The following is a 26,547-nucleotide window of genomic DNA, read 5'->3' as shown; positions in this document are numbered from 1 at the left end:
CACATGGCCACCGTGCTGATCGTCGCGCCGGTGTTTGCGCTGATCGCCGCCGGCTATGCCGCGGTGCTGTTTCGCTTCGTCTCCGAAACCGCGCACAAGGGCATCAGCGAATTCGCCTTCAGCATCGCGATCCCCGCGCTGCTGTTCCGCACCATCGTCGTCTCGGAATTTTCCGGCGTCAGCCCGTGGCGGATGTGGGGCGCCTATTACGGCGCGCTCGCGCTGACCTGGATCGCGGCGCTCATGCTCTCGGCGCTGCTGCGGCAGCGGCGCGAGGACCGCGAGGACGGCGTCGTGTTCGTGATCGGCTCGGTCTACGGCAACATCGTCATGCTCGGCATTCCCCTGACGCTCTCGGCGCTGGGCAATGAGGCTGCGGGCCCGATGGCGCTGATCCTGTCGGTGAACACGCCGCTGCTGTGGCTCTGCGGCACGCTGCAGATGGAGCTGGTCGACCGCAAGCAGACCGCGTCAGCCGCGTCGCTGATCGTGCCGGTGCTGCTGGATCTCGCCCGCAACCCGATCATGCTGGCGATCGGCTTCGGCCTCGTCTGGCGCCTCACCGGCCTCGGCCTGCATCCCGTCGTCGACCGGACCGTCGAATTGCTGGCGCAGGCGGGATCGCCGGCGGCGCTGATCGCGCTCGGCATCAATCTCTTCCGGTTCGAGGTCAAGGGCGAGATGCTGAGCGTCGTCGTGATGAGCGCGCTAAAACTGCTGGCGATGCCGGCGGCCGCCTTCGTGCTGGCAAAACTGCTCGACCTGCCGCCGCTCGCGGCCGGCGTCGTCGTGCTGTTCGCGGCGATGCCGACCGGCGCGAATGCGTATATCTTCGCGGTGCAGTATCAGCGGCTGGTGAACCCGGTGTCGGGTGCGGTCGCGCTGGGCACGTTGCTGGCGGCGGTGACATTGCCGGTGGTGGTGTGGGTGGTGGCGAGGTGACGTGGCTCTGCAAGCCATGTGCTTACGGCTCAGGCCATTGAGATCTGAAACGAGACCGTCAGCAACTGCTGCCCGTCGAACGGCAGGCCCAGAGGAACGCGTCACGAGCCACCGTTCGCCGCGCCGCGTCGAGCACCTTTTGGGCGACGTCGCGCGGCACCCAGCTTGCCATCATGACCCCATAGTTCGGATTGTCGCCGTACGGCCCATACAAGGCGAAATCATACTGTGGCGCCTTCGACTTGAAAGTCTTCATGAGACGGACGCCTTCTTCGCTCGTCGACGCTGAGCCCACGATGACAAAGTATTTATTGTAATCATTGATGAGAAATGGCGCATCCCGGAGGAAACCGACCTGCGGCTTTGGAAGCGTCGGCTCCGCGACATCGGCAAGCTCGAATGGCTCGTTCGAAGCCAACATGAACGGAGTCCTGATCCACGATGTTGCGCCCGTCCGCGCAACCGGCATCGGACCGGCTGCAGGCGTCAGCAAGTCCTCCATCATGCTCTTGAACCGGGACGCTTTCTCCTCACCCTTCGAGGCCGTGTCCGACCAGATCATCCTGCAGTAGATATTTGCCATGGTCAGCACGATTATGACCTGATCGGCGCGCGGATTGTTCTTGAGCACGTTGTCTCGGGTGTCACGGACATCGACGTCGATACCAATCTTGCCGAGCAGTTTGCCGACGGCATCAAGGCCCAGCTTCGTGTCGACCGTTACCGAACGGCCTTCCAGATTTGGTACGGCCGGACATTGCGGGAATTCCTGACCGATCGCCGCAGGCGAAATCAAAGCCAAGGCGCAGAACAGAACGACACAGCCGAATGGAGTCCGCGTCCCACTCTTTGCTCGCATCCAGAGACTCCTCTTTGGAGTTGCCGCGGCAGGGGTGGTAAGCGAGCCATATCTGATGCTCTGCGCGGCCCTCGCCGCAAAGGCCGACCCAGCATTCATATCACAAGTTGATAGAGATTTAGACACCCATCCGAAATTGTGGGGACGTTTTATTGCCTTATCTGACAGCCAGGGTGACCCACTGGGGTTCGCTATGAACCTAACTGCCGAAGAGCTATTGAACGCGCTGGCCCTCGCGCCAGGCCATCTCCCAGAAGTCTGCCTCGAGTCGGGTGGCTTCCTTGAAGATCGCAATCAGTTCTGCCTCGCGGGCCGGCGTGGCGTAGAGATCGGCGAGATGCTCCATATGCGCCCGCGCTCTGGCAGCGACCTCCTGGTACGGCGCGCCGGCGTACTCGGCGATCCAGACGCGATAGGCGTTCGTCGCGGCGTCCGCATCGGGTCGCGAGGCGAGCCGCGTCGCGATCTCCGCGTACCCGATCACGCAGGGGGCAAGCGCCACCTTGAGCGCCAGCAGGTCGCCGCGCATTCCCGCGTCGAGCACATAGCGTGTATAGGCCAGCATCTCGGCCGCCGGAGGGGCCTGTTCAAGATCGGTCGGCGATAGCCCCCAATCGGCACAGAGCTTCACATGCAGGTTCATCTCGACATCGAGGATGGCCGAAAGGCCGGCCGCGGCTTCACGCATGTCGGCAAGTCTGGGCGACTTGTAGACCGCGAGCGCGTAGGCGCGCGCGAACTCGATGAGGAACAAATAGTCCTGAACGAGGTAGTGACGAAACGCCGCTTCGGGGAGCGAGCCGTCTGCCAATCCGTTCGTGAAGGGATGCTCGGTGTAGGCCCGCCACTCAACGGATGCCTCTGTCTTGAGACGCTCGAAGAAACTCACGATGTTCTTTGCCTGGGGTACTTGTCCATGAACGCCTTTTAGCAAGCTACCGATAGCGCATTGCGGACCGAGGAGCTACGGTAACTGCGGAAAAAACTGGTTTTGAGCAGCGTTGCGGATGGGGCACTCCGCGCGTCGAGAGTTTTGTGCACTGTTACCGTGATTCCGGGCCGCTGCCACCAGTGGAAAAATGAGATCGGAGCGATGCAACAGACATGAGTGAATCTGCGGACAAAGCCGCACCGGGCAAAGTTTTGGGCGGATACCTGACCCGTGCGTTGATCGGAATTGGCATGATCTTTTGGGAGCTCTTGCGCTTCGTACTCAATCGCCGAGGTCGTTATTTTATGCGGCTGTCTGCTCGTTGCCACGTTGCATGCCAATTTGAAGTCTGGTCCAAGATTTCAGACGGGCCATTAGACAGCGAGTCGCGATCTTACAAGGATGCCGATGCCGCTATCGCCTATTATTTGATGCGATCATCCACAGCTCGACAAAGCTTCGCTCCATCCGAGATCACGATACTAGGCTTAAGCTTCGCTGCTTGGTATCGCGCGCAAGGCAATCCGCCAAATGTTAGGAAGCATTTTAACTTTGTGCGGAAGCACCGCCTTGCGAAGATCATTCGGTGCTACGAGAATTTACAGAACTACATCAATTTCGTGGCGACTACCGAAATCGCATCATACCAACATCTTATGAAGGAACCTCCGAGTTGCGAGGAATGGAAGTCGAAAGTTAAGTTCAATCGACTTCCGTCCGAATTGAAGAAAGAGCCTCACAGTGCGCGACGCCTAGGATCCTTTGTTGCTAAAAAGCTACGATCATTGAAGCGAGAGATCGCAGTCAAAAATTACTTGAAGATAGATTTTGCGCTTTCGGATGTCACTTCGTTAGTTGCGATCTCAGGAGCGCTTCTTCTAATACTAGGCTTTGGACGTGTCGCATTTTTGGGGTGGTATTTTGAGATCCCGTTCGCAAGGTACTTCGGAACGACCGACTATATCGCCAGCGGACTCGGAGAAATCTACGCATATCTGTTCGCAGCCCTCTTCGCAGCTGGGCTCTCTTTTTTTAGGTTAGCTACCGCCTCGGCGATTTCCCTGCAGGGACCTGACTTCTATCAGCAGTCGTGGAGCGGCCGCATGGAGCAATGGGCCCTCCATTTGACCGCGATCGCCGCGTTCGTAGCGCTTATCTTAGTAGGGGTACAATTCCATTGGGTTGATACAGTCGCACTTGCTTTCGTGCTGTCATACGCGATCCCTTTTGTCGTTTGGAGCGTAAGCCTGCGCTTTTTCAAAGAGCCTATAAAGGCTGGCTTGTTGCTTGCCATCGTCTTTGTATCTGCCGCGGTTACATTCGTGGGAACGATTAACGAGATACAACGTATCACGCACGTCTCTCCCAGTGCGCATCCCCGCACGATTCAATTCAGCGACTCTGTTTTCAACGAGCCCGCGTGGAAGATCATAGCAATCACAAGCAACTTCGTAATCATGCGACGACAAAACGACGGCGTCGTACTGGCAAAGGCTCGGGCCGATCTCAAATCGATCGAGGATCAGGCGCCGGCGCAGTCAAAGCCCTAACATGGCGAGCCCCGGAACTTTATTCGCGCGCGGAAGTCATCGACTTTACTACACCTCGGCTTCAAATCCTCGATTTAAGGGGAGCGCCGCCGCTGCAGTTATAGCAGCGGGGCGCCTGCTCGGTGCTGCGCGTTCTCAACAGAAATCGATCACACCTATTGAGTTGCGTATTCCTCTACGGCAGAAGCTTGTCCTTGGACGCTAACTTCTGTCTCGCAAGCGCCGGTCGCCGCCCAGAGTTCAATGCAAATCTGTTCTGGCGTGTCTTTGGTGACCGTCCACCCCGCGCGTCCTACGCGCACTTCATTCGTGACACTTCCCGTTCCGGGTACTAAGTGGCCACCACGTTCAGGCGTAACGCACTGCTGTACTGTCCGCCTTTGGCAAAATGGGCTGTGCCCATCGGACGTTCCGCCTGATGTGATCCTAGCAACCGCCGGTTTGATAACGAGAGCGCGAGACGTTTTAGGAATGACTGCGACTTCATCGGGTTTAGTTTTTCCGACCCGAACAGGGACGACTATGAACGGCAGAAGAGGCTCTGTTCCGCTGGGAATTATGTAAGAAGCTAGTTGATCTTTGATGACGAATACATCCGAACTTAAATCGAGCTCAATTGGGTTGGGCCTATACCTACCAGGTATATTATCAATAGTGGCATAGCCGTCGGCGGTAAGGTCTTTTCGCAAGGTTTGCTTCGGCAAGTAGAGTGTGACCGTCGCTCTTTTCACACTGAGTTCACCGAAAGCCTCGGCAATTGTTCGATGGTCTTCGGGTCTAAACCGGAAAGTCAACGAGAAGTCAGTGGGCGTCGGTGGAAAAATCCAGATGCCATAAAGCAAAATGAACGCGAAAATCGCTGCTGCACCACCAAATTCAACTGTGTATCCGAAGTGCTTGCCAGTCAGGGAGCCCGTTGCACGCAAAATGCCGAACAGTACAATTGCGACAGCCAAGGAAATTATGATCAGCAGAATAAAGTACGCCGGTGCACCAAGCTGGTAAGCGACTAGGACGGGCAGGTTTTGTAGGATCACCCATCCGACGCTCAAGGCGATTACTATCGCTACTAGCGCGAAGACAGCGAGAACAACGGGGGAGCCCGATTTTTTTCCAACAGGCGGCCCCCCAGAATGCGGCAAAGACATATCGGTCTCCAATTGAAATCGATCGACAGAGACAATTTTCTTGCAATCGAAACCTTCAGAACTTTTTGACGTCAATAACCCCTCACGTAGGACGATAGTGGGAACGCAATCTCTAGTAAAGTTCGAACTGCGGCTTGTTGGCCGAGCGCTTGTGATTGATCTTGCAAACGGCACTAGGGACCAGAGGCTGGAGACCATCGTAGGAATCGCATGGGTCCCTTCTGTTTCCCAGAGGCGGCGGCGCGGACCAAGAGCTGTTCAATGACGTCGCTATCGGGATAGCGTTGCTCTAGATCAACGGCCAAGTCGATGTCGTCGACCTCGGGGCATCACCAGCATAGGAGCCGAACTCGCGCACACGCTCCCGGAAACAAGCTCATCCCTTTGGTTGACGTCGCTGACCCGGTCCGGCATCGCGCCGACGCGTCGGCTTTCGCTCGCGTTGATCCGCCTGACGAAGCGAGCCACGCATCGACGTGAGCCGAGGACCGTGATCCCGAACTTGGAAGGCGTTTGGGCCGCGCCCTTCGTCCTTTGGGATCAAGAATCCGGCTGCCACCTGCTCGCAGAACGACGTCGGCCGCAGAGGCCTTGAGCTCAAGATCGGTTTGACAGTTCCAGCGGCGCTCGTGCATCCCTGAGGATGGCGCGACAGGAAGTCACGAATTTCGGCCCGAGGAGTCCGGCTAATGTAAGCGCCTTTCCGTGGCTAGCAAGAAACGTCCCTACGCGCGCAATCGGTTATCTGAGGCCTAACTAACAGCTTCGCACTCAGCTCATTTCCCGAGTGCCATTGGGATCAGCTTAGTATCTAGCAGCTGGCAGGTGCCTCGGGTCAGATCATGTTCCACACGAGATGATCACCGAACTCTGCCAAGTATCCGCGATCCTGTTTTGACGCGACCATCCGCAACGCCATTTGTAGCCGCTTTTGTATTTTGGCGGTGCAAGTACGTCGGGTCTAAAGATGCTGGAAAGCGGACTTGTCCGCATCACTGGTACAGTTGGGTGGGCTCGAACCACCGACCTCCTGTTCCACAGACAGGCGCTCTAACCAACTGAGCTACAACTGCATCCTTGCGAGCCGCCCGAGGGGCGCCCTTGATAGGGCCGGTCACCGAGGGGGGCTGGACGGGGCGGAAACTAGGTGCAACGGGCGTTTTTGGCAAGGCCGCAACAGCCTCAAAACGTCCCGCAAACGAGGTTATTTCCAAAGCAAAACCCGGGCTCTAGGCCCGGGTTTCTTAATTCAGACGACCGCGCCGGATCAGGCGGCGGGGTAGAGCTTCGCGGCGGAGGCCTTGATCGGCTCGACGGTCGCGGTGGCGACGCGCTGGGTCAGCTCGGCCAGCTCCCTGGCCTGGGTCTGGAACGTCTCGAGCTGCGCCTTGGAATGGTTGGTCCACAGCGCGAACGCATCCTGCGGCGCCTTCACGCTGAACAGCTCCTGGGTGAAGTCGAGATGGGCCTTGGTGTTGGCCTTCGCGAACTCCATCAGCTTGGCGGTGTATTCGCTCACGCCCTTGTGGGCGGACGAGAACACGGCCTCGACGGTGCCGTTGTGGGTCTCGGCGGCGTCCTTGAACTTGGCGTAGTTCTCGCGGGCCTGCGACACGCCCTTTTCGGCGAACGCACGCACCTGCTCGGGGACCTCGAACGGAATGATCGAGGCAGAAAACGGATCAGTCGCACCTGTCATGGGTTGTCCCTCACACTAATGAAAAAACGGAGTGAGCCTTCAGGCGCGCCCGCCGGCCGACCGGGTGACGGGTGCGAAGACTGGAAACACAAAACGAATGATGGCTCGCCCAGCGCGGGGACCATGCCTGCCTAAAATGTCAACATTGTGCAACGCAACGGGTTTTGGGGTGCATTGCGCAAATTTAATCGCGGGGAGGATGAGGTTCCCGGGCTGGGGAACCGGGGGTTGAGGTGCTCGCGGCCGCGCTGTTCCCTCCCCCCTTGTGGGGGAGGGTCAGGGAGGGGGGTGCCACACGGGGATTCTGTCCGTCGCGCTCTGGGCCTCAGGGCAACGACTGACACCTTTTGCTGGGCTTACCCCTCTCCCTAGCCCTCCCCCACAAGGGGGGAGGGAACGCAGCTTGGGTGGGGCGGGAGCTCGGCTTGATGCGACTGACCATCGCCACGCGCGAATCCTGCGGATGCAGCGCGGCTACGGCTTGCGGGCCTGGGGACATTAAGGTTATCGCGGCTTTAGGCCTTGCCGCCTAGGCTTCGGACGTGGACCTGCCCGCGGCTGCGGGCGATACTAACCCTTTCTTAAGGCTGCCATTCCCGGCAGCTTGATGCGCACAAGCGGGACGCGAAGCCGGTCGGATGACGAGTTCGGATTTCCAGTTGCGAGGCGTGGGCGATCCCCGGCTGGCCGTGCACGCGACCTCGCCGCTGCCCGCCTGGCTCTGGTCGATCGACGGCACGCGCGTGCTCTGGGCCAATCCGGTCGGGGCAAGGCTTTTTGGCGCGGGCAATGCCACGGCGCTGGCGGACAGGATTTTCGGGCCCACCGACGGCCACCGCCGCCAGATCATCCGGCTGGCCGGCCGGCTGCCTGCGAACGGCGCGATCCGGCTCGAACGGCTGCGCGGCTTCGGGGCGCGGCTCGGCACGCTGATGACCTGCGCCTGCGCCCGGCTCGACTTTGCCGATGGCGGCCGCGCTGTGCTCGTCACCGCGATGGATCCGATGCTGCGCTCGATGCCCCTGGTCGAACGCCTGCTTCGTCTGGTCGACGGCGCCAAGACGCCGATGGCGGCGTTCGCACCCGACGGCCTGTTCGTCGGCGCCAGCGAAACGGCCCGCACCCTGCTCGGCTTCCGCGATCTCGGCGAGGCCGGCCTCGAACAGGCGCGCAGCGATGCGCTTCGCCAGGGCCGCGCCGAGACGCCGATCGGCATCGGCCAGATGGTGCTGCAGCGGGTCGGCAGCGGGGCCGATATCGGCCTGGTCGCGCTGATCGAGCCTGCCGTGCAGCAGGCGGCGGCTGCGACTGATGAGGTTGAAGTCGGGGCCACTGAAGAGGTCGCGCGCGAAGATATCGTGCAGCCTGAGCCCGCGCCGCCGCTTCCTCCGGCCGCCGTGCCGGAGCATGTGCAAGCAGCGCCGTCGCACGAGGCGCCATCCGAAATCGCGCTGTTCGACGCCTTTGCCGAGCCGGTCGACGCGCCGGCGACCGAGATCGTGACGATCCAGCAAGCCGTCGAGGAAGCGGCCGAAGCCGCGCCAGAAACTCCGGTTGAAAACTCGGCCGAAGCCATGGTGTCGCCGCAGGCCGCGCGGACCGTAACAGGCATGGTCGAGCCGCCGTCGGGCCACGAAGAGCCGCCCGCACCGCGTCAGCATCCGCTGCGCTTCCTCTGGAAGGTGGATGCAGAGGGCCGCTTTGTGCTTCTCTCCGACGAATTCATCCACCTGATCGGTCCGCGCACGGCGGCCGGCTTCGACCGCCGCTGGCACGAGATCGCCGACGCCTTCGCGCTCGATCCTGACAGCCGCGTGGCGCAGGCGCTTGCGAGCAAGGACACCTGGGCCGGGATCACCGTGAACTGGCCGGCCGACGGCGGCGAGCATCTGCCGGTCGAGCTTGCCGGACTTCCTGTTTATGACGGCGAACGCAATTTCGCGGGCTTCAGGGGCTTTGGCGTCTGCCGCGATCTCGACGGCCTCAACCGGCTCGATGCGCTCCGGCGTTTTGAGCTGCTGGCCGAACCGGCGGCGCCGCAAAGCCTGTCCGCCGATGTGGTCGAGCCGGAGCCCGAACCGGAGCCCGAGGTAGAGGCACCGCCTCCGCCGATCGAGCCGCCCCCACCTGAGCCCGAGCCTGAAGCTGAACTGCCCGAACCCACAACCGACGCGAATTCACATCCAACCGATCCGGAAACGCCAGTGGAAACGCCTCCCAATGTCCTGCCGTTCCGCGCGCCCGGCGACACGCGATCGCCGACGCTGACGCCGGTCGAGAACAGCGCATTCAACGAGCTCGCCCGGCAATTGTCCGAGCGCCTCGAACGCGACAAGGAAACCATCGCGGCATCGGCCGAACCGGCGGATGCCGAGATCACGCCCGAGGCGCCGACGCCGGAGCCTGAGCCCGAGCCGGAGACGCCGCACGCGCCGGCCGAATGGCTGAGCGAGCCCGCGCCGCCCGCGCACGGCCACAGCACGCGCGACCGCGCGCTGCTCGACCTGCTGCCATCAGGCATCCTGATCTATCGGCTCGACCGCCTGCTCTATGCCAACCCCGCGTTTCTCGCGCGCATGGGCTATGCCAGCCTGAGCGCACTGGAGAATGCCGGCGGGCTGGATGCGCTCTATGTCGAGCCGGGCGTGTCCGCGGCCAGCAGCACATCGCAAGCAGGCACGCCTGTCACGATCAGCGCGACACTCGCCAATGGCGAAGCGCCGCTGCCGACCACCGAGGCGCATCTGCACGCGATCGACTGGGACGGCGAGAGTGCGCATGCGCTGATCTGCGCGCTGCCGCAGGCAGCACCCGCTGCGCCCGTCATCGCCGAGACCGTCATCGCGGAGACCATTGTCTCCGAGACCTTCCCCACGCCCGAGCCCGACGCCGGCGAGGCGGCGGCGGAAGATCTCGCCGCGATCCTCGACACCACGGCCGAGGGCATCGTGATGTTCGACGCCGAAGGCAACATCCACGCCTGCAACCGCAGCGCCGAGGCGCTGTTCGGCTATGACGGCGAGACGCTGATGCAGCAAAATCTGGTGACGCTGTTCGCGCCGGAGAGCCAGCATGTCGTCATCGACTATCTGGAAAACCTCAAGAGCCAGGACATCGCGAGCCTGCTCGACCATGGCCGCGAGGTGCTGGGGCGCGAAAAGAAGGGCGGCGTCATTCCGCTCGCGATGATCATGGGCCGCACCCGGCCCGACGGCCCGAACTTCTTCGCCGTATTCCGCGACCTCTCGCACAGCAAGCAGGGCGAGAGCGAGCTGACGCAGGCCCGCCGCCTCGTCGAAGGCACGGCGAACGCCAAGGCCGACATGCTGGCGCGGATCAGCCACGAGATCCGCACGCCGCTCAACGCCATCATCGGCTTTTCGGAGGTGATGATCTCGGAGCGCTTCGGCACGCTCGGCAACGAGCGCTACGGCGAGTACATGAAGGACATCCGCGCCTCCGGCGAGCGCGTCATCGCCATCATCGACGATCTGCTCGAGCTGTCGCGGATCGAGACCGGCAAGCTCGACCTCAACTTCGCCAACCTCAACCTCAACGACCTGGTCGAGGCCTGCGTGGTCGTGATGCAGCCGCAGGCCAATCGCGAGCGCATCATCATCCGGACCTCGCTTGGCCATGCGCTACCGCAAGTGAGCGCGGATGCGCGCGCGATGCGGCAGATCACCATGAACCTGATCTCGAACTCGATCCGGCTCGCCAGCGCTGGCGGCCAGGTCATCGTCTCGACCGCGCTCACCGACCGCGGCGAGGTCGCACTTCGGATCCGCGATACCGGCCATGGCCTCAGCGAACGCGAAGTCGCCGCCGCGATGGAGCCGTTCCGGACCCCGCCGCCCGGCGATGCCGAGGACAATTCCGCGCTGAGCCTGTCGCTGACCAAGGCCCTGGTCGAAGCCAACCGCGCCCGGTTCAACATCAAGAGCGCGGCGAACTCCGGCTCGCTGATCGAGGTGGTGTTCGCACCGGCGCTGGCGCAGGCGTAAGCGGCGAACGCGACATCAGCCGGCGGTGCACGTCGGTGGCCGCGCTGCGGCCTGCTTCGTGCCGGGCGCCCTCGGCCGGGCCGTCCCGACGAAGGGCGCTACCTCATTGCAACTTATTCCCGAGCGGGAACCGAAGCCCGTTGTTGCGGCTTGAAGCGTGGACCCAGCGTTTCTCCCGCTGACAGTTCGACACTGCAGCTCCCGCACCCCAGTGACTTCAAATGACCGAAAGAGCGAAATCCGTGGCATCGAAGCAGCGTCCGCCCAAGCGGAGCGACGCGGTGCGGAGCGAGGGCGGCCCGAACACGACTGAGCGAAAGCCGCTGCCCACAGGCGCGGGCGCGCGCATGAACGCACGGGTCGTGCTTGCCCTCGCGCTCGTCGCACTGGCGTTGTGGACGGCGGCGGGATTTCTTCCCGCATTGATCTGGGCCGCGATTCTCGCAACCAGCCTGTGGCCGCTCTACACCAAGTTTGCGGCACGCGTGAGCTCCGGCCGCTCCAGCCTGGCCCCGCTGGTCTTCACGCTCGTCGTCGCCCTCATCCTGTTTACGCCGATGTCGCTTGCCGTCTATCAGATCGCACAACAAGGCGATCTGCTCGTGGGCTGGATGAAACAGGCCGGAGAGAGCGGTATCGAAGTGCCCGATTGGCTCGCCCGCCTTCCGATCGCCGCAGAGAGCATGCAGCAGTGGTGGCGCAGCAATCTTTCCGATCCCAAAGCCGCGACCGCATGGCTGAAAAGCGTCAACGCGGACAACGCATCGGAACTGTTTCGAACGTTCGGCGGACAGCTGCTTCATCGCCTGTTTCTTCTGTTCTTTTCGCTGGTGGCCTTGTTCGTCCTGCTGCGCAACGGCCGGTCGATCTCGGGCCGCGTGCTGGAAACCTGCGATCGGCTTTTCGGTGAGGCGGGAGAGGGTCTCGCCGAGCAAATGGTCGATGCGATCCGCGGCACCGTGAACGGTACGGTGCTGGTCGCCGCGGGCGAGGGATTATTGATCGGCGTGGCCTATTTCGTCGCGGGCGTGCCGCATGCCATCGTATTCACGATATTGACGACGGCCTTCGCCATGCTTCCCTTCGGCGCCTGGCTGGCTTTCACCGCCGCGGCGGTGGTCCTGGTTTCTGGCGGAGGCAGCGGCTTCGCAGCCGCGGGCGTCTTCTTCTGGGGCGCGATCGTCATGTTGGCCGGCGATCATTTCGTATGGCCGACCCTGGTCGGCGACTCGGCGCGGCTGCCGTTTCTGTTCGCGTTCGTCGGAATCTTCGGGGGCTTGGCTGCCTTCGGCCTTCTGGGCTTGTTTTTGGGTCCCGTGATCATGTCGGCGTTGCTGGTGGTCTGGCGCGAGTGGGTGTTTCGACCTGTCGCGATCGAGAAGAACGGTTGACTCATCACGTAAGCACGCGCCGAAAGCAAAAGGCACGGCGCTGGCGAAGGCGTAGAGGCAAGATCAGGCTGGGACTGGACTGGCGCTGCCTTTACGTAGTGGCGCAACCCGCTCGGACATGTAGTATGGCCCTGCCGGAGCGGGGTACCAAATTGGACGGAATCAATCTTCACGATCCCCTCTTCGCCACCTATGTCGTTGCCGCCAGCTTGATCATCCTCAAGGCCGTGGCGATGTCGTGGCTCACCGTAGTCCGGATGGTGAGGGCCCAAGGCGGCTACCGTTCGCCGGAGGACATCAAGAAGACACCACTGAATCCCGCACCCGATCCGGCGCAGCTTCTTCCCAACGAAGATGTGGAGCGGATCCGCCGGATCCAGATGAACGATCTCGAGAGCCTGCCGTATTTCCTGGTCGCGGGCTTTCTTTATGTTCTCACAAAGCCGTCGCTGCTTCTCGCGCAATGCCTGCTCTACGGCTACGTTGCCTCACGCCTGCTGCATTTTCTCGCCTATCTCACCGGGCAAATTCACGACATTCGCGCAATGCTGTGGACCGTAGGCTCGGTCATCCTGGTCTTCATGACCGTGCGCACGCTGCTCGTTGCACTCGGCGCTTGAGGCTCAGTCGGCCACGCCGGCTATCTGCTGGGCCGAAAGGTAGCGTTCAAGCGCCTCGTGCTGCTTGAAAAAACGCATGGCGCGCAGATCGCGGATCGTCGTTTTTTGTGCCGCATCGCGAACCCGGGTGACCTCGCGGGCTTCCTCCAGCCGGCCGACCCCGACCAGGTTTGCCGCGAGCATGCGATGCCCGGTGCCGTTGCTCGGATTGTGCCGAACCGACTTGCGCGCCCAGGCAACGCCCTCCTCGTACTGCCCGAGGGCAAAGTAGGACGCGGTCAATCCCGTCATCCACATATGGAGCATGCTGTCCTCGGGGCTGAGGACGAGAGACCGATGCAGGCATGCGAGTGCGTTGGCATAATCGCCTCCCATGCTGTCGATCATTCCGAGTACACCCCATGCGAAAGCCGAACTCGGATTGAGCCTTGCGGCTTCGCTGGCGTGAATGCGCCCTTGATCGTTGTCGCCGGCGGGCCCAAACAGCGTGAAACCATAGACAGCGTGGGCGAAAGCGTCCCCACTATCCTGCTCGACGGCGCGGCGCGCCAGACCGACCGCCTCGGACGCGGCATCCGCAGACATGTTGGCGCCGAGCGGCGGAGCCATCACGAGTCCCCAAGCCAGCGCCGCCAGCGTCGCCGTTCGCTCCTGATCGAGGCTCAGAGACCGCCGAAGCAGATCGATGGCCTTGACGATACCTTCGCGGGTGCCGCCCCATAAGTGGTGAAGGCCGCGCAAATACAGATCATAGGCCGAAAGATCAGTTGGCGGCTTGCGGCGTGCGCGTTCGATCTCGGCGCTACGAACGGCGGGATCGACGACTGCGGCAACACTGCTGCTGACGTCGTCCTGCAGGTCGAAGATGTCGATCAGGGGGCGATCGTAGCGATTGGACCAGACCTGGGCCTCGCTTCCGGTATGAGTGAGCTCGGCCGAGACGCGAATGCGGTTGGCCGCCTTGCGAATATGACCGCTCAGGACGTATTGCGCACCGAGTTGCTGCGCAATCTGCCGGCTGGTCATTCCCTTGTCCCGAAGGGCAAAGCTCGATCCGGCCGCGATCACCACCAGCTCACGAAAGCGCGATAGAGCGGTGATGATGTCTGCAGTGACGCCATCGGCGAAGTAGTCCTGTTCGGCGTCACCACCCATATTGCGGAACGGAAGCACCGCCACGGAGGGCCTGTCGTTGCCGATCACGTGCTCCGCCTGGTGCGAAAGGTCTGCCGTCGCCCCCGCTGCCGGCAGAACGATCTTCTGCTCCTGGACCTTGCGCAATTCCGCAGCCAGGGCGGTGGTGGCCGCATCGGGCACGGTGCCGAGCTCTTGCTTCAGCAAGGCAATGACGGCCTGATGATATTTGAGTGCCTCGGCGTTGCGGCCGGCCGCGGACAACGCGCGCATGATCAGGCGGTGCGCATCCTCGCGCATGCTGTTGAGTGCATTGGCACGCTGGCCGGCGAGCAGAGCATCGCCGGCACGTCCCTCGGACAGTTCCTGCTCGCCGAGCGCCACCATCGCGCCGACAGCCAGCTCCGATAACCGCTCGCGTTCGCCGGCCAGCCACTCGCTCCAGCCCTCCGCGTTGACCGCGATGTCATCGACGAGGCGCCCGCGATAGAGATCTGCCGCCGCGGACAGCGCGTCACGGCTGTCCTTTCTGACAAGCCGCTCGAATTGCGGCACATCGCAGGTGATCACAACGGCATCCAACGAAATGAATTCGCCGTCACTCCTGAGAGCACTCTGACCAAGAACTTGACGCAGCTTGAACAGCGCCTGTCGCAGGTTTTGCTTCGCCTGCGCTTCGAAGTGCGATCCCCACAGCAAGGTCGAGAGTTTTTCGCGGTGCTGAGGCTGAGGTGCCGTGCAGGCCAGATAGGCCAGCAATCCCGCGAGCTTCTTGTTCGGCAAGCTGACGGCGCCGTCCGGCCCGATCAGTTCAAAACGTCCAAGAAGTGCGAGAGTAAAACTTGGGCTGGGCGCGGGTGCAGTTTCGGTCATTCCGCCTCGAAAATAAGCAGATGCGCTCACGGATATACATCCTACACGAATTGCCGCCTTAGCGAACAATATTAACGCTGCAGTGACGGCCGAGTGACGCCGGCGACGACGACAGTGGGTTCAGATCGCATCGCGACGAGATGCCGGTTGGTTGATCGACGCGGAGCAATTTCATCCGGAAGTCAGCGTGCGCGCGCACCTCATCATGATCGTCGTTGGCTTGTTCGTGGTCCTCGCCGGATTCGACGCAGCGTTGACGACCTTTGCACACCCGACACTCAGGGCCGCTTCGCAGTCGGCGCCGCCCGTCGCACCGCTCCTTTTCGGAGACGACTGATCGCACGCCGGCATCACAACAGCCATCAAACAGGAGGTCGCATTGACCGACATCGCACAGCAGGGAAGACAATCGCAGAGGTTTCTCGCGTCCGACCAAGAACAGCGATTGGTTTCGATGTGGAGACTTGGAGTGGTCGCCTTCTATGGCTCGCTCCTGGCGCTGGTGATTGCCTTCGCGGCAATGAGCAAGGCGCCCCGAGAGCGCCAAACCAACTTCGCCTCCGACGATTTCGTTACCCACTACATTTCGAACCCGCCGGCGCCGTAGGCGATCGGGACGAGCGACAGCAAAGCATATGAGGACAATCGTGAACAATCACAACCGTGCTGCGTCTCCAATTCGGGCCAGATCTCCAGCATCGCATGACAGAAAGCGAACAGGCGGCGAGACGCGCCTGATGATCCTCGTTCTGCTGGGATTCGGCGTCGTTCACGTGATCGGCGCGATCCTCATTCAACGCGCGTCGACCGAGCGAGGTGATCCGCCCCTGATCCTCGCTTCGCACACCGACTGACGGCCGCCACATGCAGCCGGTTCATGAGATCTGAAAAACCAGGAGGCAACATGCCAGCAATCATGCGCACGGTTTCCCGCACGGTCCTCTCGGTCATCGGTGCCGAACTGGCGAAGCACGCCCTCTTGTTGTGCGCAGCGTGCGCCTTTGTGTTCGTGCTCTCACGAACCTACGGCCTGGATTTGAGCGCCGGATTCTTCTGACGTTCGCAATGGCGGCCGACATGACTGAAATCTGAAGACGCATCGTCGTCGATGCGCAAGTCCTGAGGAGCTGATATGTACGTTGGCCGGATATTGTCCACGCTTGGCGGACAAGGACCCATGCTCCTGGTGATCTCGCTTTGCGCTGGGCTGGTGATCGCTCCCTTCGCTCATCTCGGCTACGATCTTTTGCCTTTTTCGGCATTTCTTCTGACGCTGGGCTCGTTTCTTACGGCGGGTCTTGCCCCCTCTGAAGCCAGCATTCGTCCGCTCCTGATGGGCGTGGTGCTTGCCTGGGTTGGCCTAGTGCTGCCATTCGCTGCTGCGATTCTGCTGTCCTTTGCTCCGCTTGATCCTGCGCTGCGGGCCGGCGTTCTGCTTTCACTGCTAGCGCCGCCGGTCGGAAGCGCCGCTGCGATCGCCGGAATGCTCGGTCTGCGACCACGTCTCGCACTGCTCGTTTCCATCGCACTGACCTTGCTCACGCCGATCTCGATTCCGAGTTTTGCCACGGTGCTCGGACTTGGAATTGCATTCGACATGGGCGGGCTGGCGATCCGGCTCTTCAGCATTATCGGCGCTGCAGGCCTGGTGGCCTTCTTAGCCATGAGGTTTCGTCGTCATGTGATTCCCGTTCTGCCCGATCAAAGCGCCGCCACCGGAATCGCCGTTGTCGGGCTCATGATCGTGGGGCTTGCCACCTCGCAAGGCATACGGGCGCAATGGACCAGCAACGCCCTGCGTTTCGACGTGATGCTCGCCGCGGCGATCGTGTTCAATTTCGGTCTGTGCGTCCTCGCTGCCATGACGTTCGCGAGACTTGGGTGGCAAACCGCCGGTACCATCGGTCTCGTGAGCGGAAACCGCAACGTCACGCTCGTGTGGGCAGCGGCGAGCTTCGGTCTGCCGTCGCTGGCGGAAGGTTATGTCGCTGCGTGCGTCATCCCGGTCCTCGCGCTTCCCCTCATTATCAAGCTTTGTCTTAGACTACCTTCCTTCAGCCGCTTCATCCCACAAAACCGGTGATCCAAAGAGTGCATGCCTGACCTGGTACTCAAACAAAGGGCACGGCGCTTGCGGCGCCGTGCCCTTTGCAGTCCTGCAGTCTGTCTCAGCTATAAATCTCGAACAGTCCCGCGCCGCCCTGGCCGCCGCCGATGCACATCGTCACGACGCCCCACTTGGCCTTGCGGCGCTTGCCTTCCTGGAGGATGTGGCCGGTGAGACGCGCGCCGGTCATGCCGAACGGGTGGCCGATCGCGATCGAGCCGCCATTGACGTTGTATTTGTCGGGATCGATGCCGAGCTTGTCGCGCGAATAGAGACACTGGCTGGCGAAGGCTTCGTTGAGCTCCCAGAGATCGATGTCGTCGATCTTCAGGCCATGACGCTTCAACAGCTTCGGCACGGCAAAGATCGGGCCGATGCCCATCTCGTCCGGCTCGCAACCCGCCGCCGCCCAGGCGACGAAGCGGCCCATCGGATTGAGGCCGCGCTTCTCCGCGTCCTTGGCTTCCATCAGCACCACGGCCGCGGCGCCGTCCGACAATTGGCTGGCGTTGCCGGCGGTCACGAACTTGCCGGGGCCCCTGACGGGCTCGAGCTTGGCGAGACCTTCCAGCGTGGTCTCGGGCCGGTTGCACTCGTCGCGATCGACGACGTAGTCGACGATCGACTCGGCCTTGGTTGCCTTGTCGACCACTTTCATCTTGGTCTTCATCGGGACGATCTCGTCCTTGAACTTGCCCGCCTGCTGCGCGGAGGCCATGCGGCGCTGCGACTCCAGCGAATATTCGTCCTGATATTCACGGCTGAGATTGTAACGCTCGGCGACGATATCGGCGGTGTCGATCATAGCCATGAAGATCGCCGGCGCCGTCTTGAGCAGCTCGGGATCGATCGATTCCTTCGGCGTCCCGCCGCCCGGCATCGAGATGCTCTCGACGCCGCCTGCGACGATGCAGTCGGAACCGTCCGAGCGGATCGAGTTGGCGGCCATCGCAATGGTCTGGAGACCGGACGAGCAGAACCGGTTCACCGAGACGCCCCCGGTCGATTTCGGCATTCCTGCCAGCAGCGCGGCCTGGCGGCCGATGTTCGGCGCGCCATGGGCGCAATTGCCGAGATAGCAATCCTCGACATAGTCCTTCTCGACGCCGGCGCGATCGACCGCGTGCTGGATGGCGTGGGCCGCGAGCGACATCGGCGGGGTGATGTTGAACCCGCCGCGGCCGGATTTCGCGAGGCCCGTGCGTGCATAGGAAACGATGACGGCTTCACGCATTGTTTTCTCCCTTTTCGAACGATTTTGACCGGAGCGCCGGTCGAGGTCTTCTCGGCGCCATTGGTACACAATGTCCGGCGGTCGCGGGAGAAATAAAAAACGCCGCCCTCGCGAGAGGGCGGCGTTGTTCCGCGGGTCGGAATATGTCGGCGGATCAGAACGTCAGCGCCTTGACCTGCTTGACCTGCGGCAGGGCCTGCACCTTGGCGAGCAGATCGGCCGGCACCGCGCCGTCGACCTCGATCAGCGCGATGGCATCGGAGCCCGGCGCGACGCGGCCGAGATGGAAGGTCGCGATGTTGATCTTGGCATCGCCGAGCAGGCTCGCGAACTTGCCGATGAAACCCGGCTTGTCCTCGTTGGTCACGTAGATCATCGACTTGCCAAATTCAGCGTCGACGCGGATGCCCTTGATGTCGACCAGACGCGGCTTGCCGTCGGCATAGACCGTGCCCGAGACCGACCGCTCCTGCCGCTCGGTGGTGACCGTGACGGTGATCAGGCTTTCATAGTCGCTCTGGGCGGCGCGGACGATCTCGTCCACAACCATGCCGCGCTCCTTGGCGACGACGGGCGCGGAGACGACGTTGACCTCGCCCAGCATCGGCCGCAACAGGCCGGACAGCACGGCGGAGGTGATCGCCTTGATCTTCATCTCGGCGACGTGGCCTTCATAGGTGATCTCGACCTTGAGGATGCCGCTCTCGGTGAGCTGTCCCGCGAACGAGCCGAGCCTTTCGGCGAGCGCGATGAACGGCTTCAGCTTCGGCGCCTCTTCCGCCGTGATCGAGGGGAAGTTGACGGCATTCGAGATCGCGCCGGTGAGCAGGTAATCCGACATCTGCTCGGCGACCTGGAGCGCGACGTTCTCCTGCGCTTCGGTGGTGGACGCGCCGAGATGCGGCGTGCAGATCACGTTGGGATGACCGAACAGCACGTTCGCGGTGGCGGGCTCCTCGACGAAGACGTCGAAGGCGGCGCCTGCGATGTGCTTGGAATTCAAAGCGTCGACCACGGCCTGCTCGTCGACGAGGCCGCCGCGGGCGCAGTTGATCAGGCGCACGCCCTTTTTCATCTTGGTGATCGCGGCTGCGTCGATGATGTTCTTGGTCTTTTCGGTCAGCGGGGTGTGCAGCGTGATGAAGTCGGCGCGCTTGAAGAGGTCGTCGAGCTCGACCTTCTCGACGCCGATGTCCCTGGCGCGCTCCGGCGACAGGAACGGATCGAACGCGATCACCTTCATGCGCAGGCCGAGCGCGCGGTCGGCGACGATCGAGCCGATGTTGCCGCAGCCGACGACGCCGAGCACCTTGCCGGTGATCTCGACGCCCATGAAGCGGTTCTTCTCCCACTTGCCGGCCTGGGTCGAAGCGTCCGCCTGCGGAATCTCGCGCGCCAGCGCCAGCATCAGGGTGATGGCGTGCTCGGCGGTCGTGATCGAATTGCCGAACGGCGTGTTCATCACGATGATGCCCTTGGCCGTGGCGGCGGGAATCTCGACATTGTCGACGCCGATGCCAGCGCGGCCGATCACCTTGAGGTTGGTCGCCTTCTCGAGGATCTTCGCGGTCGCCTTGGTCGCCGAGCGGATCGCGAGACCGTCGTAATTGCCGATGATCTCGGCGAGCTTGTCCTTGTCCTTGCCGAGGTTGGGCTGGAAATCGACCTCGACGCCGCGGTCTTTGAAGATCTGCACGGCGGCGGGAGAGAGCGCGTCGGAAATGAGAACTTTGGGCTTGGTCATGGGAATGTGTCCTTCGCCGTCCCTGAGGGAGGATCGGCCCGAGGGCCGGAATGAGGAATTGCTCAGAAGCTCTTTGATCTCCCTCTCCCCGTTCTTACGGGGAGAGGGTTGGGGTGAGGGGCAGCCACGGGCGAAGTGCTCGTGGAGAGAGCCCCTCACCCGGATCGCTGCGCGACCCGGCCTCTCCCCGTAAGAACGGGGAGAGGCGAAGAAAGAAAACTTACGCCGCCTTGGCGAGCGTGGCCTTGGTCTCGGCGAAGGCCCAATCGATCCACTGGGTCAGCAGCGCGACATCGCTGGCCTCGACGGTGGCGCCGCACCAGATGCGCAGGCCGGCGGGCGCATCGCGGTAATAGGCGAAGTCGTAGCCCGCGCCTTCCTTCTCGACCAGCGCCACCAGCTTCTTGGAGAAGTCGGCCTGCGCGTCCTCGGAGAGCGAGGTGATCGCGGGATCGGTGAACTTCAGGCACACCGAAGTGTTGGAGCGGATCGCGGCGTCCTTGGCGAGGAAGTCGATCCAGGGCGTCTTCGCCTTCCAGTCGGCGAGCACCTTGGTGTTGGCGTCGGCGCGCGCGATCAGCGCCTTGAGGCCGCCGATCGACTTGGCCCAGTTCAGCGCGTCGAGATAATCCTCGACGCAGAGCATCGACGGCGTGTTGATGGTCTCGCCGACGAAAATGCCTTCGTTGATCTTGCCGCCCTTGGTCATGCGGAAAATCTTCGGCAGCGGCCAGGCCGGCTTGTAGGTTTCGAGCCGCTCCACCGCGCGGGGCGACAGGATCAGCATGCCGTGCGCGGCTTCGCCGCCGAGCGCCTTCTGCCAGGAGAAGGTGACGACGTCGAGCTTGGCCCAGTCGAGCGGTTGCGCGAACGCGGCCGAGGTGGCGTCGCAGATGGTCAGGCCTTCGCGGGTGGCGCTGATCCAGTCGGCGTTCGGCACGCGCACGCCCGAGGTGGTGCCGTTCCAGGTGAAGACGACGTCGGACTTCGGATCGACCTTGGAGAGGTCCGGGAGTTCACCGTAAGCCGCGTTGAGCTTGGTGACGTCCTTGAGCTTCAATTCCTTGACGATGTCGCTGACCCAGCCCTCGCCGAAGGATTCCCAGGCGAGCGTGGTGACGGGCCGCGCCCCCAGCATCGACCACAGCGCCATCTCGACCGCGCCGGTATCGGAGGCCGGCACGATACCGATGCGATAGTCAGCGGGCACTTCGAGCACTTCGCGCGTCAAATCGATCGCGAGCTTGAGCTTGGTCTTGCCGACCTTCGCGCGATGCGAACGGCCGAGCGCTGCGTCCTTGAGATTTTGGGCATTCCATCCGGGGCGCTTGGCGCAGGGGCCGGAGGAAAAATGCGGCACGTTCGGCCGCGAAGCGGGCTTCGCTACAGTCATCGTCTACCCTTCCAGATAGTAAGCCTCCCGTTGGGGGGAGGTGTCCCGCCGCGGCAGATACGGGAATCGGGAAGACCAGTCAAGGAAGTTCCGGGGCCTCACGCGCGAGTGATGGCGCCTCCGGTGCGATTTTGGGGGATTCGACCACGGCCAGCGCATTCAGCAAGTCCGTGGCATCGTTGATCAATTGCGCGGCGCGGCGACGGCTGCCGACTTTCAAAATGCATTTGTCATTGGCCTGCACGACGTAGTCGTTGCCGACCTTGATCATCGAATAGCTTGTCATCGAAATCCCCGAACCGACCGAGCCCGGTTTCAGACGCTCGCGTAGCACCGTTCGTTCCTGGTTCCACGTGAACGTCGAACGGGTAGTTTATCAGCTCTTAATATGAACGTACGCGCGATCCGATTTCGCTGATCGCGCAAGGCTCATGGCGTGCTGCGTCAAAAGCGGACAGTCATGCCGACGTGACTCGCGGTGAACCCAAGCCGCTTGTAGAACCGCTGCGCATCTGTTCGCGTCTGATGCGTCAGCAGTTCGACCAGATTGCAGCCGCGCGCTTTCGCTTCCGTCACCGCCCAATGCACCAATTGCTCGCCGATGCCGCGGCTGCGGCAATCGGAAGCAACGCGGACGTCTTCGAGCAGACCGCGCCGGCCGCCTTGCGAGCTGAGACCCGGCAGGATCGCGAGCTGCAGGCAGCCGACCACCCTGCCCTCGCTCTCGGCAACCACGAGCTGGATATTTTGATCGCGCTCGATCCGCGCGAATGCCTCGTAATAGGACGCAGGCAGCGGATCTTCCACGCGCTCGCGAGCGCTTCCGAGATGATCGTCGGCGAGCATCGCCACGATCGCAGCAACATCCTCGCGGCGCGCGGGACGAATGGAGACGGATTCGGCGTTCATAAAGTTACTCCTGCAGCGCGCCTTAACGCACCTTGGGAAGCCCGAGAAAGGTCTCGGCTTCGCCGATCCAGCGGCGGATGGCGGCATAACGACCGAGATCGAAGCCGCCTTCATGCGCGACGCGCGTATAGGCAAGCAGCGAGACGTCGGCAAGCGAAACGTCATCACCGGCGAAGAAGCGGTTTGCCGCCAGATGCTGCTCCATGCGATCTAGCGCCGCATAGCCGCGCTTGACCTTTTCAGGATCGAGCTCGGAGGCGTCCTTGCCGAGATAGACGAGCTGGAAGCGGCACACTGCGATGTAAGGCTCGTGGCTGTATTGTTCCCAGAACAGCCATTCGTCCATCTTGGCGGCGGTGAAGGCATCGCGCGGAATGAGCGCGCTGTCGCGCGCGAGATAGCGGATGATGGCATTGGATTGCGCCAGAGTGCGGCCGTCGTCGAAAGCGACGGTGGGCACCTGGCCGGCACCGTTCATCTCGAGGAACTGCGGCGTGCGGCTTTCGCCCTTGCGAGTGTCGGTCTCGATCCACTGGTAGGGCAGCGCGAGCTTGTCGCAGACCCACTTCACCTTCAGACAATTGCCGGAATTGGTGTCGCCGTAGATCCGCATCGCTGCCCCCCGCTTCTGGAGACAGAGCATCAGGACTGACCGGGCCTGTCAATTGCCCCAGCGCGCAGGATCAGAACTTGTAGCCGAGGCCAGCACGGACGGTGTTGATGCTGGTGTCAACTGCGGAAGAGAAGCGGATGTATTCGTACTCCGCACGCATGAACAAGCCACCGACCAGATTGACATCGACACCAAGGCCGGCGGTGTAGCCGTAGATTAGGTGATTATGCTGGGCGTTGGTCGAGCTCAACGGCTGTAGCGCCGTGTAAGTCCCCAGCTGGGTCGTGCTCACGCGATCCTGCACATGGGCCGTCTGCACGATATCGGCATTGCCGAGCGCGGCACCCGCGAACATGTACGGCAGGAAACATCCCCAGGCGTAACCAGCGCGACCGCGAAACGTCCCCATGTCGCTGATGCTGATCGACGATGTGGAGGTCGCCGTGACGTCATGGAAGTTGCCGTCAGACAGCGCAACGGGGCTGACGCGTCGCTCGCTAGCCGACGCCATTCCGCCGAACTTGCCGTGCAACCAACTCACTTCGAGACCCATCACGACGTCGTCCCACTGCGCGTTGTACCCGACGAAGGCACCGTAGCCGGTCGTGCGCTGCGAAGCTTTGCCGAGTCCGAGATTCCACTGCGAGACGCCCATTTCCGCCTCGATCAACGTGTCGGCCAGCAATGAAGCCATCATGTTTTTGGTCGAGCCGTTGAAGTTCTCGTCGGACGAACCATAGCCAGCCTGGGCGCCGATATAGCTGCCTTGCCAGTTGACGTTGGACTTGCTCAGACCGTCGGTGAAGCTGCCGCGCAGGATGGGAAGATCGGAGAGATCAGCCGCGTGCGCGGCAGACACCGTCCCTAACATCGCCGCCGCCAACATCAGCCTACGCATTGCAACGCTCCATCGAACTCGAACTTTCACTGATGATCATGGCTCGTTAACCTTAACCAATGGTTGCGCCGGAGGCTTTCATCGCCGCACGCCATGAAAAATACGCAAAGCAAAACGGCGCGGGATGATCCCGCGCCGTTAAGATGTCTTAAGCGATGAGGCTTGCGATCAGCCCTTGGTGACGAGCGGCGGCATGTAGGCCGGCGTCGGGCTGTTCAGCTCCCAGCGCACGCCAAGCTTGACGTCGTGCGAGGTGATCTCCTTGACCTTGATCGAGGTCGGGCCGGAGGCGCTGTTGTCGAACAAGCGATAGTTGCCGGGCGCGCCGTCGCCGAGGTTCATGTAGCTGTAGGCCAGTTCGACGGTGAAGCCGGGATTGACCTTGTAAGCGAGACCCGCATGTGCGGCGTACGCCAAGTTCCACTTTCCGTTGTCGGCGAAGTAGGCGACGCTGTTGGACAGCACGCCGCCGCTGTACGACACGCCGTCATCGCGGAAGCCGCTGATCTTGTTGTAGGAGCCGCCGACGCCGGCGCCGATGAACGGGGTGATGCACCACCAGGTGCCGAGGTCAACGTAGGCGTTGGCCATCACGACCCACTCGGACTTGCTGCCGGTGTAGTTGTTGACGCCGACGAAGCCGGGTCCAACGACGTTGTCGCTGCCGTGCAGATTGGCTTTGCCACGGTACTGGCCGATCACATCCGTGCGGAACCAGTTATTGAAGCGGTAGCCAACGCCGAGATCGAACAGCGGCGAGGAGTCGAAGCCGAGCCCCTCCGTCGTCTTCGAATACCCAGCCGGCAGGGCGCCGTCGATGCGCTTGGCGCTCTGGTTGGTCATGCCGACGTCGCCGCGGAGATACCAGCCGCCGAAGTCGGCGGGCGGAGCCGGGGGCGCGTACATCGGAGGGGGCGCCGCGATCGGCATGTCGGCGGCGAACGCCATCGAGGAGATCAGGGTTGCCGCACCCGCGGCAAGGAGAGACTTAACGCTACGCATTGGCTTCGTCCTTTTGGCCGGTGAGGCAATACGGCGCCTCACGTTCTGGAAACTCACGGCCCGGACGATGCCAGCAAATGTTTAAGCGCCACTTAACCCTAATTTTTAAGGTTGATTTTTTCTAACCGCACACGCGTATGCGACGCGAGCGTTGCAAAAATGCAGCGCAAACGCGACGCCGTCGCCGCATGTCCTAACGATGTATGAAGCCGCGTTGCAGCAAGACAGGATTTGTTAACGCGCGTGCCGCGGCAGCTTGGGCAGGAACACCGCAAGCAGGCCGATCGCAGGCAGATAGGCGCAGACCTGGTAGACGAACGCGATCGAAGTGTGGTCGGCGAGCTTGCCGAGCACGGCGGCGCCCAGGCCGCCGATGCCGAACGCGACACCGAAGAACACGCCGGAGATCATGCCGAAGCGGTGCGGCACAAGCTCCTGCGCGAACACGATGATCGACGACGTCGTCGAGGAGATGATCAGGCCGATGACGACTGATAGCACCGCACTCGCATAGAGCCCGGTATAGGGGAGCGCCAGCGTGAACGGCAGCGCTCCCAGGATCGAGATCCAGATCACGATCTTGCGGCCGAAGCGATCGCCCAGGGGACCACCGAGAAAAGCGCCGACCGCGTTCGCCGCGAGGAAAATGAAGAGATACATCTGCGCGGCTTGCGTCGACACGCCGAAGCGGTCGATCAGATAGAAGATGTAGTAGCTCGACAGGCTCGAGACGTAGAGCTGTTTCGAGAACAGCAGCGCGACCAGCACGAGGAGCGCAACGACGACGCGACGCGAGCTCGGCGCGTCGGGATGGGCTTGAGCCACCGCGGTCTTCTTCGCCTTGATCTGCGGTTCGTACCAGCGGCCGATGCGCCAGAGGATGAGGATCGCGAGGAAGGCGATCGAGGAAAACCAGGCGATGCTGCCCTGCCCGAACGGCACGACGATGAGCGCGGCCAATACCGGTCCCATCGAGGTGCCAAAACTGCCGCCGAGCTGGAACACCGATTGCGCAAAACCGTAGCGGCCGCCGGAGGCGAGCCGCGCGATGCGCGCCGATTCGGGATGAAACACCGCCGAGCCGAGACCGACCAGCGCGGCCGCAACGAGGATGACGAGATATTGGTGGGCGGCGCTGAGCAGCAACAGACCGAAGAAGGTCGAGGCCATGCCGATCGACAGCGAATAGGGCTGCGCCTTCTTGTCGGTGTAGTGGCCGACCACCGGCTGGAGCAGCGATGCCGTGAACTGGAAGGCCAGCGTGATCATGCCGATCTGCGCGAAGTCGAGCGCATAGGTGTCCTTCAGGATCGGATACACCGAAGCGATCAGCGACTGCATGGTGTCGTTGAGGAAGTGCGAGAAGCTGATGCCGGCAAGCACGACATAGGCCGGCCCCGCGGCCTTGGCTGCTTGTGCCACGTCGCTGACGATGACGGGTTCGGTCAGCGCTTCCCCTGAGACGACGACAGGCTTGTTCAATGGAGCATCCCGGC

23 protein-coding genes and 1 tRNA gene are annotated in these 26,547 nt (G+C 62.3%); 9 read left to right on the top strand and 15 right to left on the bottom strand.

Annotation, left to right across the window (positions count from 1 at the left end):
* The first annotated feature begins 3 nt into the window (after window positions 1-3).
* Window positions 4-942 carry an AEC family transporter gene (locus tag ACVIN2_RS26465; RefSeq protein ID WP_456767810.1) on the top strand — a complete coding sequence of 313 codons (939 nt, stop codon included), beginning with the start codon at window positions 4-6 and terminating at the stop codon, window positions 940-942.
* Window positions 943-1,000: 58 nt separating this feature from the next.
* On the opposite strand, the gene ACVIN2_RS26460 is transcribed toward ACVIN2_RS26465, so the two are convergent.
* Together ACVIN2_RS26460 and tenA are read right to left on the bottom strand one after the other, a co-directional pair.
* The gene (locus ACVIN2_RS26460) at window positions 1,001-1,744 is read right to left on the bottom strand and encodes a hypothetical protein (RefSeq protein WP_456767809.1); all 744 of its coding nucleotides are present in this window, start codon (window positions 1,742-1,744) and stop codon (window positions 1,001-1,003) included.
* Window positions 1,745-2,015: 271 nt separating this feature from the next.
* Complete coding sequence (tenA, locus tag ACVIN2_RS26455) at window positions 2,016-2,690, bottom strand: thiaminase II (protein WP_456767808.1); 675 nt, start codon at window positions 2,688-2,690, stop codon at window positions 2,016-2,018.
* Window positions 2,691-2,905: 215 nt separating this feature from the next.
* Here tenA and ACVIN2_RS26450 point away from each other — a divergent pair, with 215 nt between their 5' ends.
* Complete coding sequence (locus ACVIN2_RS26450) at window positions 2,906-4,282, top strand: hypothetical protein (RefSeq protein WP_456767807.1); 1,377 nt, start codon at window positions 2,906-2,908, stop codon at window positions 4,280-4,282.
* 155 nt (window positions 4,283-4,437) lie between these two features.
* On the opposite strand, the gene ACVIN2_RS26445 is transcribed toward ACVIN2_RS26450, so the two are convergent.
* The 3 genes from ACVIN2_RS26445 to ACVIN2_RS26435 form a co-directional block, all read right to left on the bottom strand.
* A complete protein-coding gene (locus ACVIN2_RS26445; RefSeq protein ID WP_456767806.1) occupies window positions 4,438-5,505 on the bottom strand; it encodes a hypothetical protein in 1,068 nt (355 codons plus the stop codon).
* 921 nt (window positions 5,506-6,426) lie between these two features.
* Window positions 6,427-6,503: transfer RNA gene (locus tag ACVIN2_RS26440), tRNA-His, on the bottom strand.
* Window positions 6,504-6,697: 194 nt separating this feature from the next.
* Complete coding sequence (locus ACVIN2_RS26435; protein WP_456767805.1) at window positions 6,698-7,129, bottom strand: phasin; 432 nt, start codon at window positions 7,127-7,129, stop codon at window positions 6,698-6,700.
* Window positions 7,130-7,767: 638 nt separating this feature from the next.
* On the opposite strand from ACVIN2_RS26435, the gene ACVIN2_RS26430 reads away from it, so the two are divergent.
* The 3 genes from ACVIN2_RS26430 to ACVIN2_RS26420 all read left to right on the top strand — a co-directional run bounded on the left by ACVIN2_RS26430 (window position 7,768) and on the right by ACVIN2_RS26420 (window position 13,144).
* Entirely contained in the window at window positions 7,768-11,133 is a 3,366-nt protein-coding gene (locus ACVIN2_RS26430) for a PAS domain-containing sensor histidine kinase (RefSeq protein WP_456767804.1), read from the top strand.
* A gap of 221 nt (window positions 11,134-11,354) precedes the next feature.
* Entirely contained in the window at window positions 11,355-12,524 is a 1,170-nt protein-coding gene (locus ACVIN2_RS26425; RefSeq protein ID WP_456767803.1) for an AI-2E family transporter, read from the top strand.
* A 125-nt stretch (window positions 12,525-12,649) separates the two neighbouring features.
* Window positions 12,650-13,144, top strand: coding sequence for an MAPEG family protein (locus ACVIN2_RS26420; RefSeq protein WP_018453569.1), 495 nt, complete (start codon window positions 12,650-12,652; stop codon window positions 13,142-13,144).
* A gap of 3 nt (window positions 13,145-13,147) precedes the next feature.
* Here the strand turns inward: ACVIN2_RS26420 and ACVIN2_RS26415 are convergent, their stop codons facing one another.
* Complete coding sequence (locus ACVIN2_RS26415) at window positions 13,148-15,151, bottom strand: BTAD domain-containing putative transcriptional regulator (RefSeq protein WP_456767802.1); 2,004 nt, start codon at window positions 15,149-15,151, stop codon at window positions 13,148-13,150.
* A gap of 151 nt (window positions 15,152-15,302) precedes the next feature.
* On the opposite strand from ACVIN2_RS26415, the gene ACVIN2_RS26410 reads away from it, so the two are divergent.
* From ACVIN2_RS26410 to ACVIN2_RS26395, 4 genes are all read left to right on the top strand, one after another.
* Window positions 15,303-15,488: a hypothetical protein gene (locus ACVIN2_RS26410; protein WP_456767801.1), complete on the top strand. Its 186-nt coding sequence runs from the start codon at window positions 15,303-15,305 to the stop codon at window positions 15,486-15,488.
* A 42-nt stretch (window positions 15,489-15,530) separates the two neighbouring features.
* Entirely contained in the window at window positions 15,531-15,758 is a 228-nt protein-coding gene (locus tag ACVIN2_RS26405) for a hypothetical protein (protein WP_456767800.1), read from the top strand.
* Between the two features lie 297 nt (window positions 15,759-16,055).
* On the top strand, window positions 16,056-16,208 hold the full coding sequence (locus ACVIN2_RS26400) for a hypothetical protein (RefSeq protein ID WP_456767799.1): 153 nt from the start codon (window positions 16,056-16,058) through the stop codon (window positions 16,206-16,208).
* 120 nt (window positions 16,209-16,328) lie between these two features.
* A complete protein-coding gene (locus ACVIN2_RS26395; RefSeq protein WP_456767798.1) occupies window positions 16,329-17,234 on the top strand; it encodes a hypothetical protein in 906 nt (301 codons plus the stop codon).
* 85 nt (window positions 17,235-17,319) lie between these two features.
* Here the strand turns inward: ACVIN2_RS26395 and ACVIN2_RS26390 are convergent, their stop codons facing one another.
* From ACVIN2_RS26390 to ACVIN2_RS26350, 9 genes are all read right to left on the bottom strand, one after another.
* The gene (locus tag ACVIN2_RS26390) at window positions 17,320-18,492 is read right to left on the bottom strand and encodes a thiolase family protein (RefSeq protein ID WP_456767797.1); all 1,173 of its coding nucleotides are present in this window, start codon (window positions 18,490-18,492) and stop codon (window positions 17,320-17,322) included.
* Between the two features lie 154 nt (window positions 18,493-18,646).
* Entirely contained in the window at window positions 18,647-20,236 is a 1,590-nt protein-coding gene (gene serA / locus ACVIN2_RS26385) for a phosphoglycerate dehydrogenase (RefSeq protein ID WP_456767796.1), read from the bottom strand.
* Window positions 20,237-20,456: 220 nt separating this feature from the next.
* Complete coding sequence (locus ACVIN2_RS26380; RefSeq protein ID WP_456767795.1) at window positions 20,457-21,629, bottom strand: phosphoserine transaminase; 1,173 nt, start codon at window positions 21,627-21,629, stop codon at window positions 20,457-20,459.
* A 79-nt stretch (window positions 21,630-21,708) separates the two neighbouring features.
* On the bottom strand, window positions 21,709-21,900 hold the full coding sequence (locus ACVIN2_RS26375) for a hypothetical protein (RefSeq protein ID WP_245286332.1): 192 nt from the start codon (window positions 21,898-21,900) through the stop codon (window positions 21,709-21,711).
* A 173-nt stretch (window positions 21,901-22,073) separates the two neighbouring features.
* Window positions 22,074-22,538, bottom strand: a complete 465-nt coding sequence (locus ACVIN2_RS26370; RefSeq protein ID WP_456767794.1) for a GNAT family N-acetyltransferase — start codon at window positions 22,536-22,538, stop codon at window positions 22,074-22,076.
* 22 nt (window positions 22,539-22,560) lie between these two features.
* Window positions 22,561-23,151, bottom strand: a complete 591-nt coding sequence (locus ACVIN2_RS26365; protein ID WP_456767793.1) for a glutathione S-transferase family protein — start codon at window positions 23,149-23,151, stop codon at window positions 22,561-22,563.
* A 70-nt stretch (window positions 23,152-23,221) separates the two neighbouring features.
* Window positions 23,222-24,049: an outer membrane protein gene (locus ACVIN2_RS26360; RefSeq protein ID WP_456767792.1), complete on the bottom strand. Its 828-nt coding sequence runs from the start codon at window positions 24,047-24,049 to the stop codon at window positions 23,222-23,224.
* Between the two features lie 168 nt (window positions 24,050-24,217).
* Entirely contained in the window at window positions 24,218-25,051 is an 834-nt protein-coding gene (locus tag ACVIN2_RS26355; RefSeq protein ID WP_456767791.1) for an outer membrane protein, read from the bottom strand.
* 234 nt (window positions 25,052-25,285) lie between these two features.
* Window positions 25,286-26,533 carry an MFS transporter gene (locus tag ACVIN2_RS26350; protein WP_456767790.1) on the bottom strand — a complete coding sequence of 416 codons (1,248 nt, stop codon included), beginning with the start codon at window positions 26,531-26,533 and terminating at the stop codon, window positions 25,286-25,288.
* Window positions 26,534-26,547: the final 14 nt, after the last annotated feature.

The sequence above is a fragment of the Bradyrhizobium sp. USDA 3650 genome (genome assembly GCF_054057395.1).
The sequence above is the reverse complement of the archived record's forward strand: the minus strand, read 5'-3'. Positions and strand labels throughout refer to the sequence as shown.

Coding starts and splice junctions, on each gene's coding strand:
- ACVIN2_RS26465 (WP_456767810.1), top strand. CDS start 4: ATGGCCACCGTGCTGATCGTCGCGCCGGTGTTTGCGCTGATCGCCGCC.
- ACVIN2_RS26450 (WP_456767807.1), top strand. CDS start 2,906: ATGAGTGAATCTGCGGACAAAGCCGCACCGGGCAAAGTTTTGGGCGGA.
- ACVIN2_RS26435 (WP_456767805.1), bottom strand. CDS start 7,129: ATGACAGGTGCGACTGATCCGTTTTCTGCCTCGATCATTCCGTTCGAG.
- ACVIN2_RS26430 (WP_456767804.1), top strand. CDS start 7,768: ATGACGAGTTCGGATTTCCAGTTGCGAGGCGTGGGCGATCCCCGGCTG.
- ACVIN2_RS26425 (WP_456767803.1), top strand. CDS start 11,355: ATGACCGAAAGAGCGAAATCCGTGGCATCGAAGCAGCGTCCGCCCAAG.
- ACVIN2_RS26420 (WP_018453569.1), top strand. CDS start 12,650: ATGGCCCTGCCGGAGCGGGGTACCAAATTGGACGGAATCAATCTTCAC.
- ACVIN2_RS26415 (WP_456767802.1), bottom strand. CDS start 15,151: ATGACCGAAACTGCACCCGCGCCCAGCCCAAGTTTTACTCTCGCACTT.
- ACVIN2_RS26400 (WP_456767799.1), top strand. CDS start 16,056: ATGCCAGCAATCATGCGCACGGTTTCCCGCACGGTCCTCTCGGTCATC.
- ACVIN2_RS26395 (WP_456767798.1), top strand. CDS start 16,329: ATGCTCCTGGTGATCTCGCTTTGCGCTGGGCTGGTGATCGCTCCCTTC.
- ACVIN2_RS26390 (WP_456767797.1), bottom strand. CDS start 18,492: ATGCGTGAAGCCGTCATCGTTTCCTATGCACGCACGGGCCTCGCGAAA.
- serA (WP_456767796.1), bottom strand. CDS start 20,236: ATGACCAAGCCCAAAGTTCTCATTTCCGACGCGCTCTCTCCCGCCGCC.
- ACVIN2_RS26380 (WP_456767795.1), bottom strand. CDS start 21,629: ATGACTGTAGCGAAGCCCGCTTCGCGGCCGAACGTGCCGCATTTTTCC.
- ACVIN2_RS26375 (WP_245286332.1), bottom strand. CDS start 21,900: ATGATCAAGGTCGGCAACGACTACGTCGTGCAGGCCAATGACAAATGC.
- ACVIN2_RS26370 (WP_456767794.1), bottom strand. CDS start 22,538: ATGAACGCCGAATCCGTCTCCATTCGTCCCGCGCGCCGCGAGGATGTT.
- ACVIN2_RS26365 (WP_456767793.1), bottom strand. CDS start 23,151: ATGCGGATCTACGGCGACACCAATTCCGGCAATTGTCTGAAGGTGAAG.
- ACVIN2_RS26360 (WP_456767792.1), bottom strand. CDS start 24,049: ATGCGTAGGCTGATGTTGGCGGCGGCGATGTTAGGGACGGTGTCTGCC.
- ACVIN2_RS26355 (WP_456767791.1), bottom strand. CDS start 25,051: ATGCGTAGCGTTAAGTCTCTCCTTGCCGCGGGTGCGGCAACCCTGATC.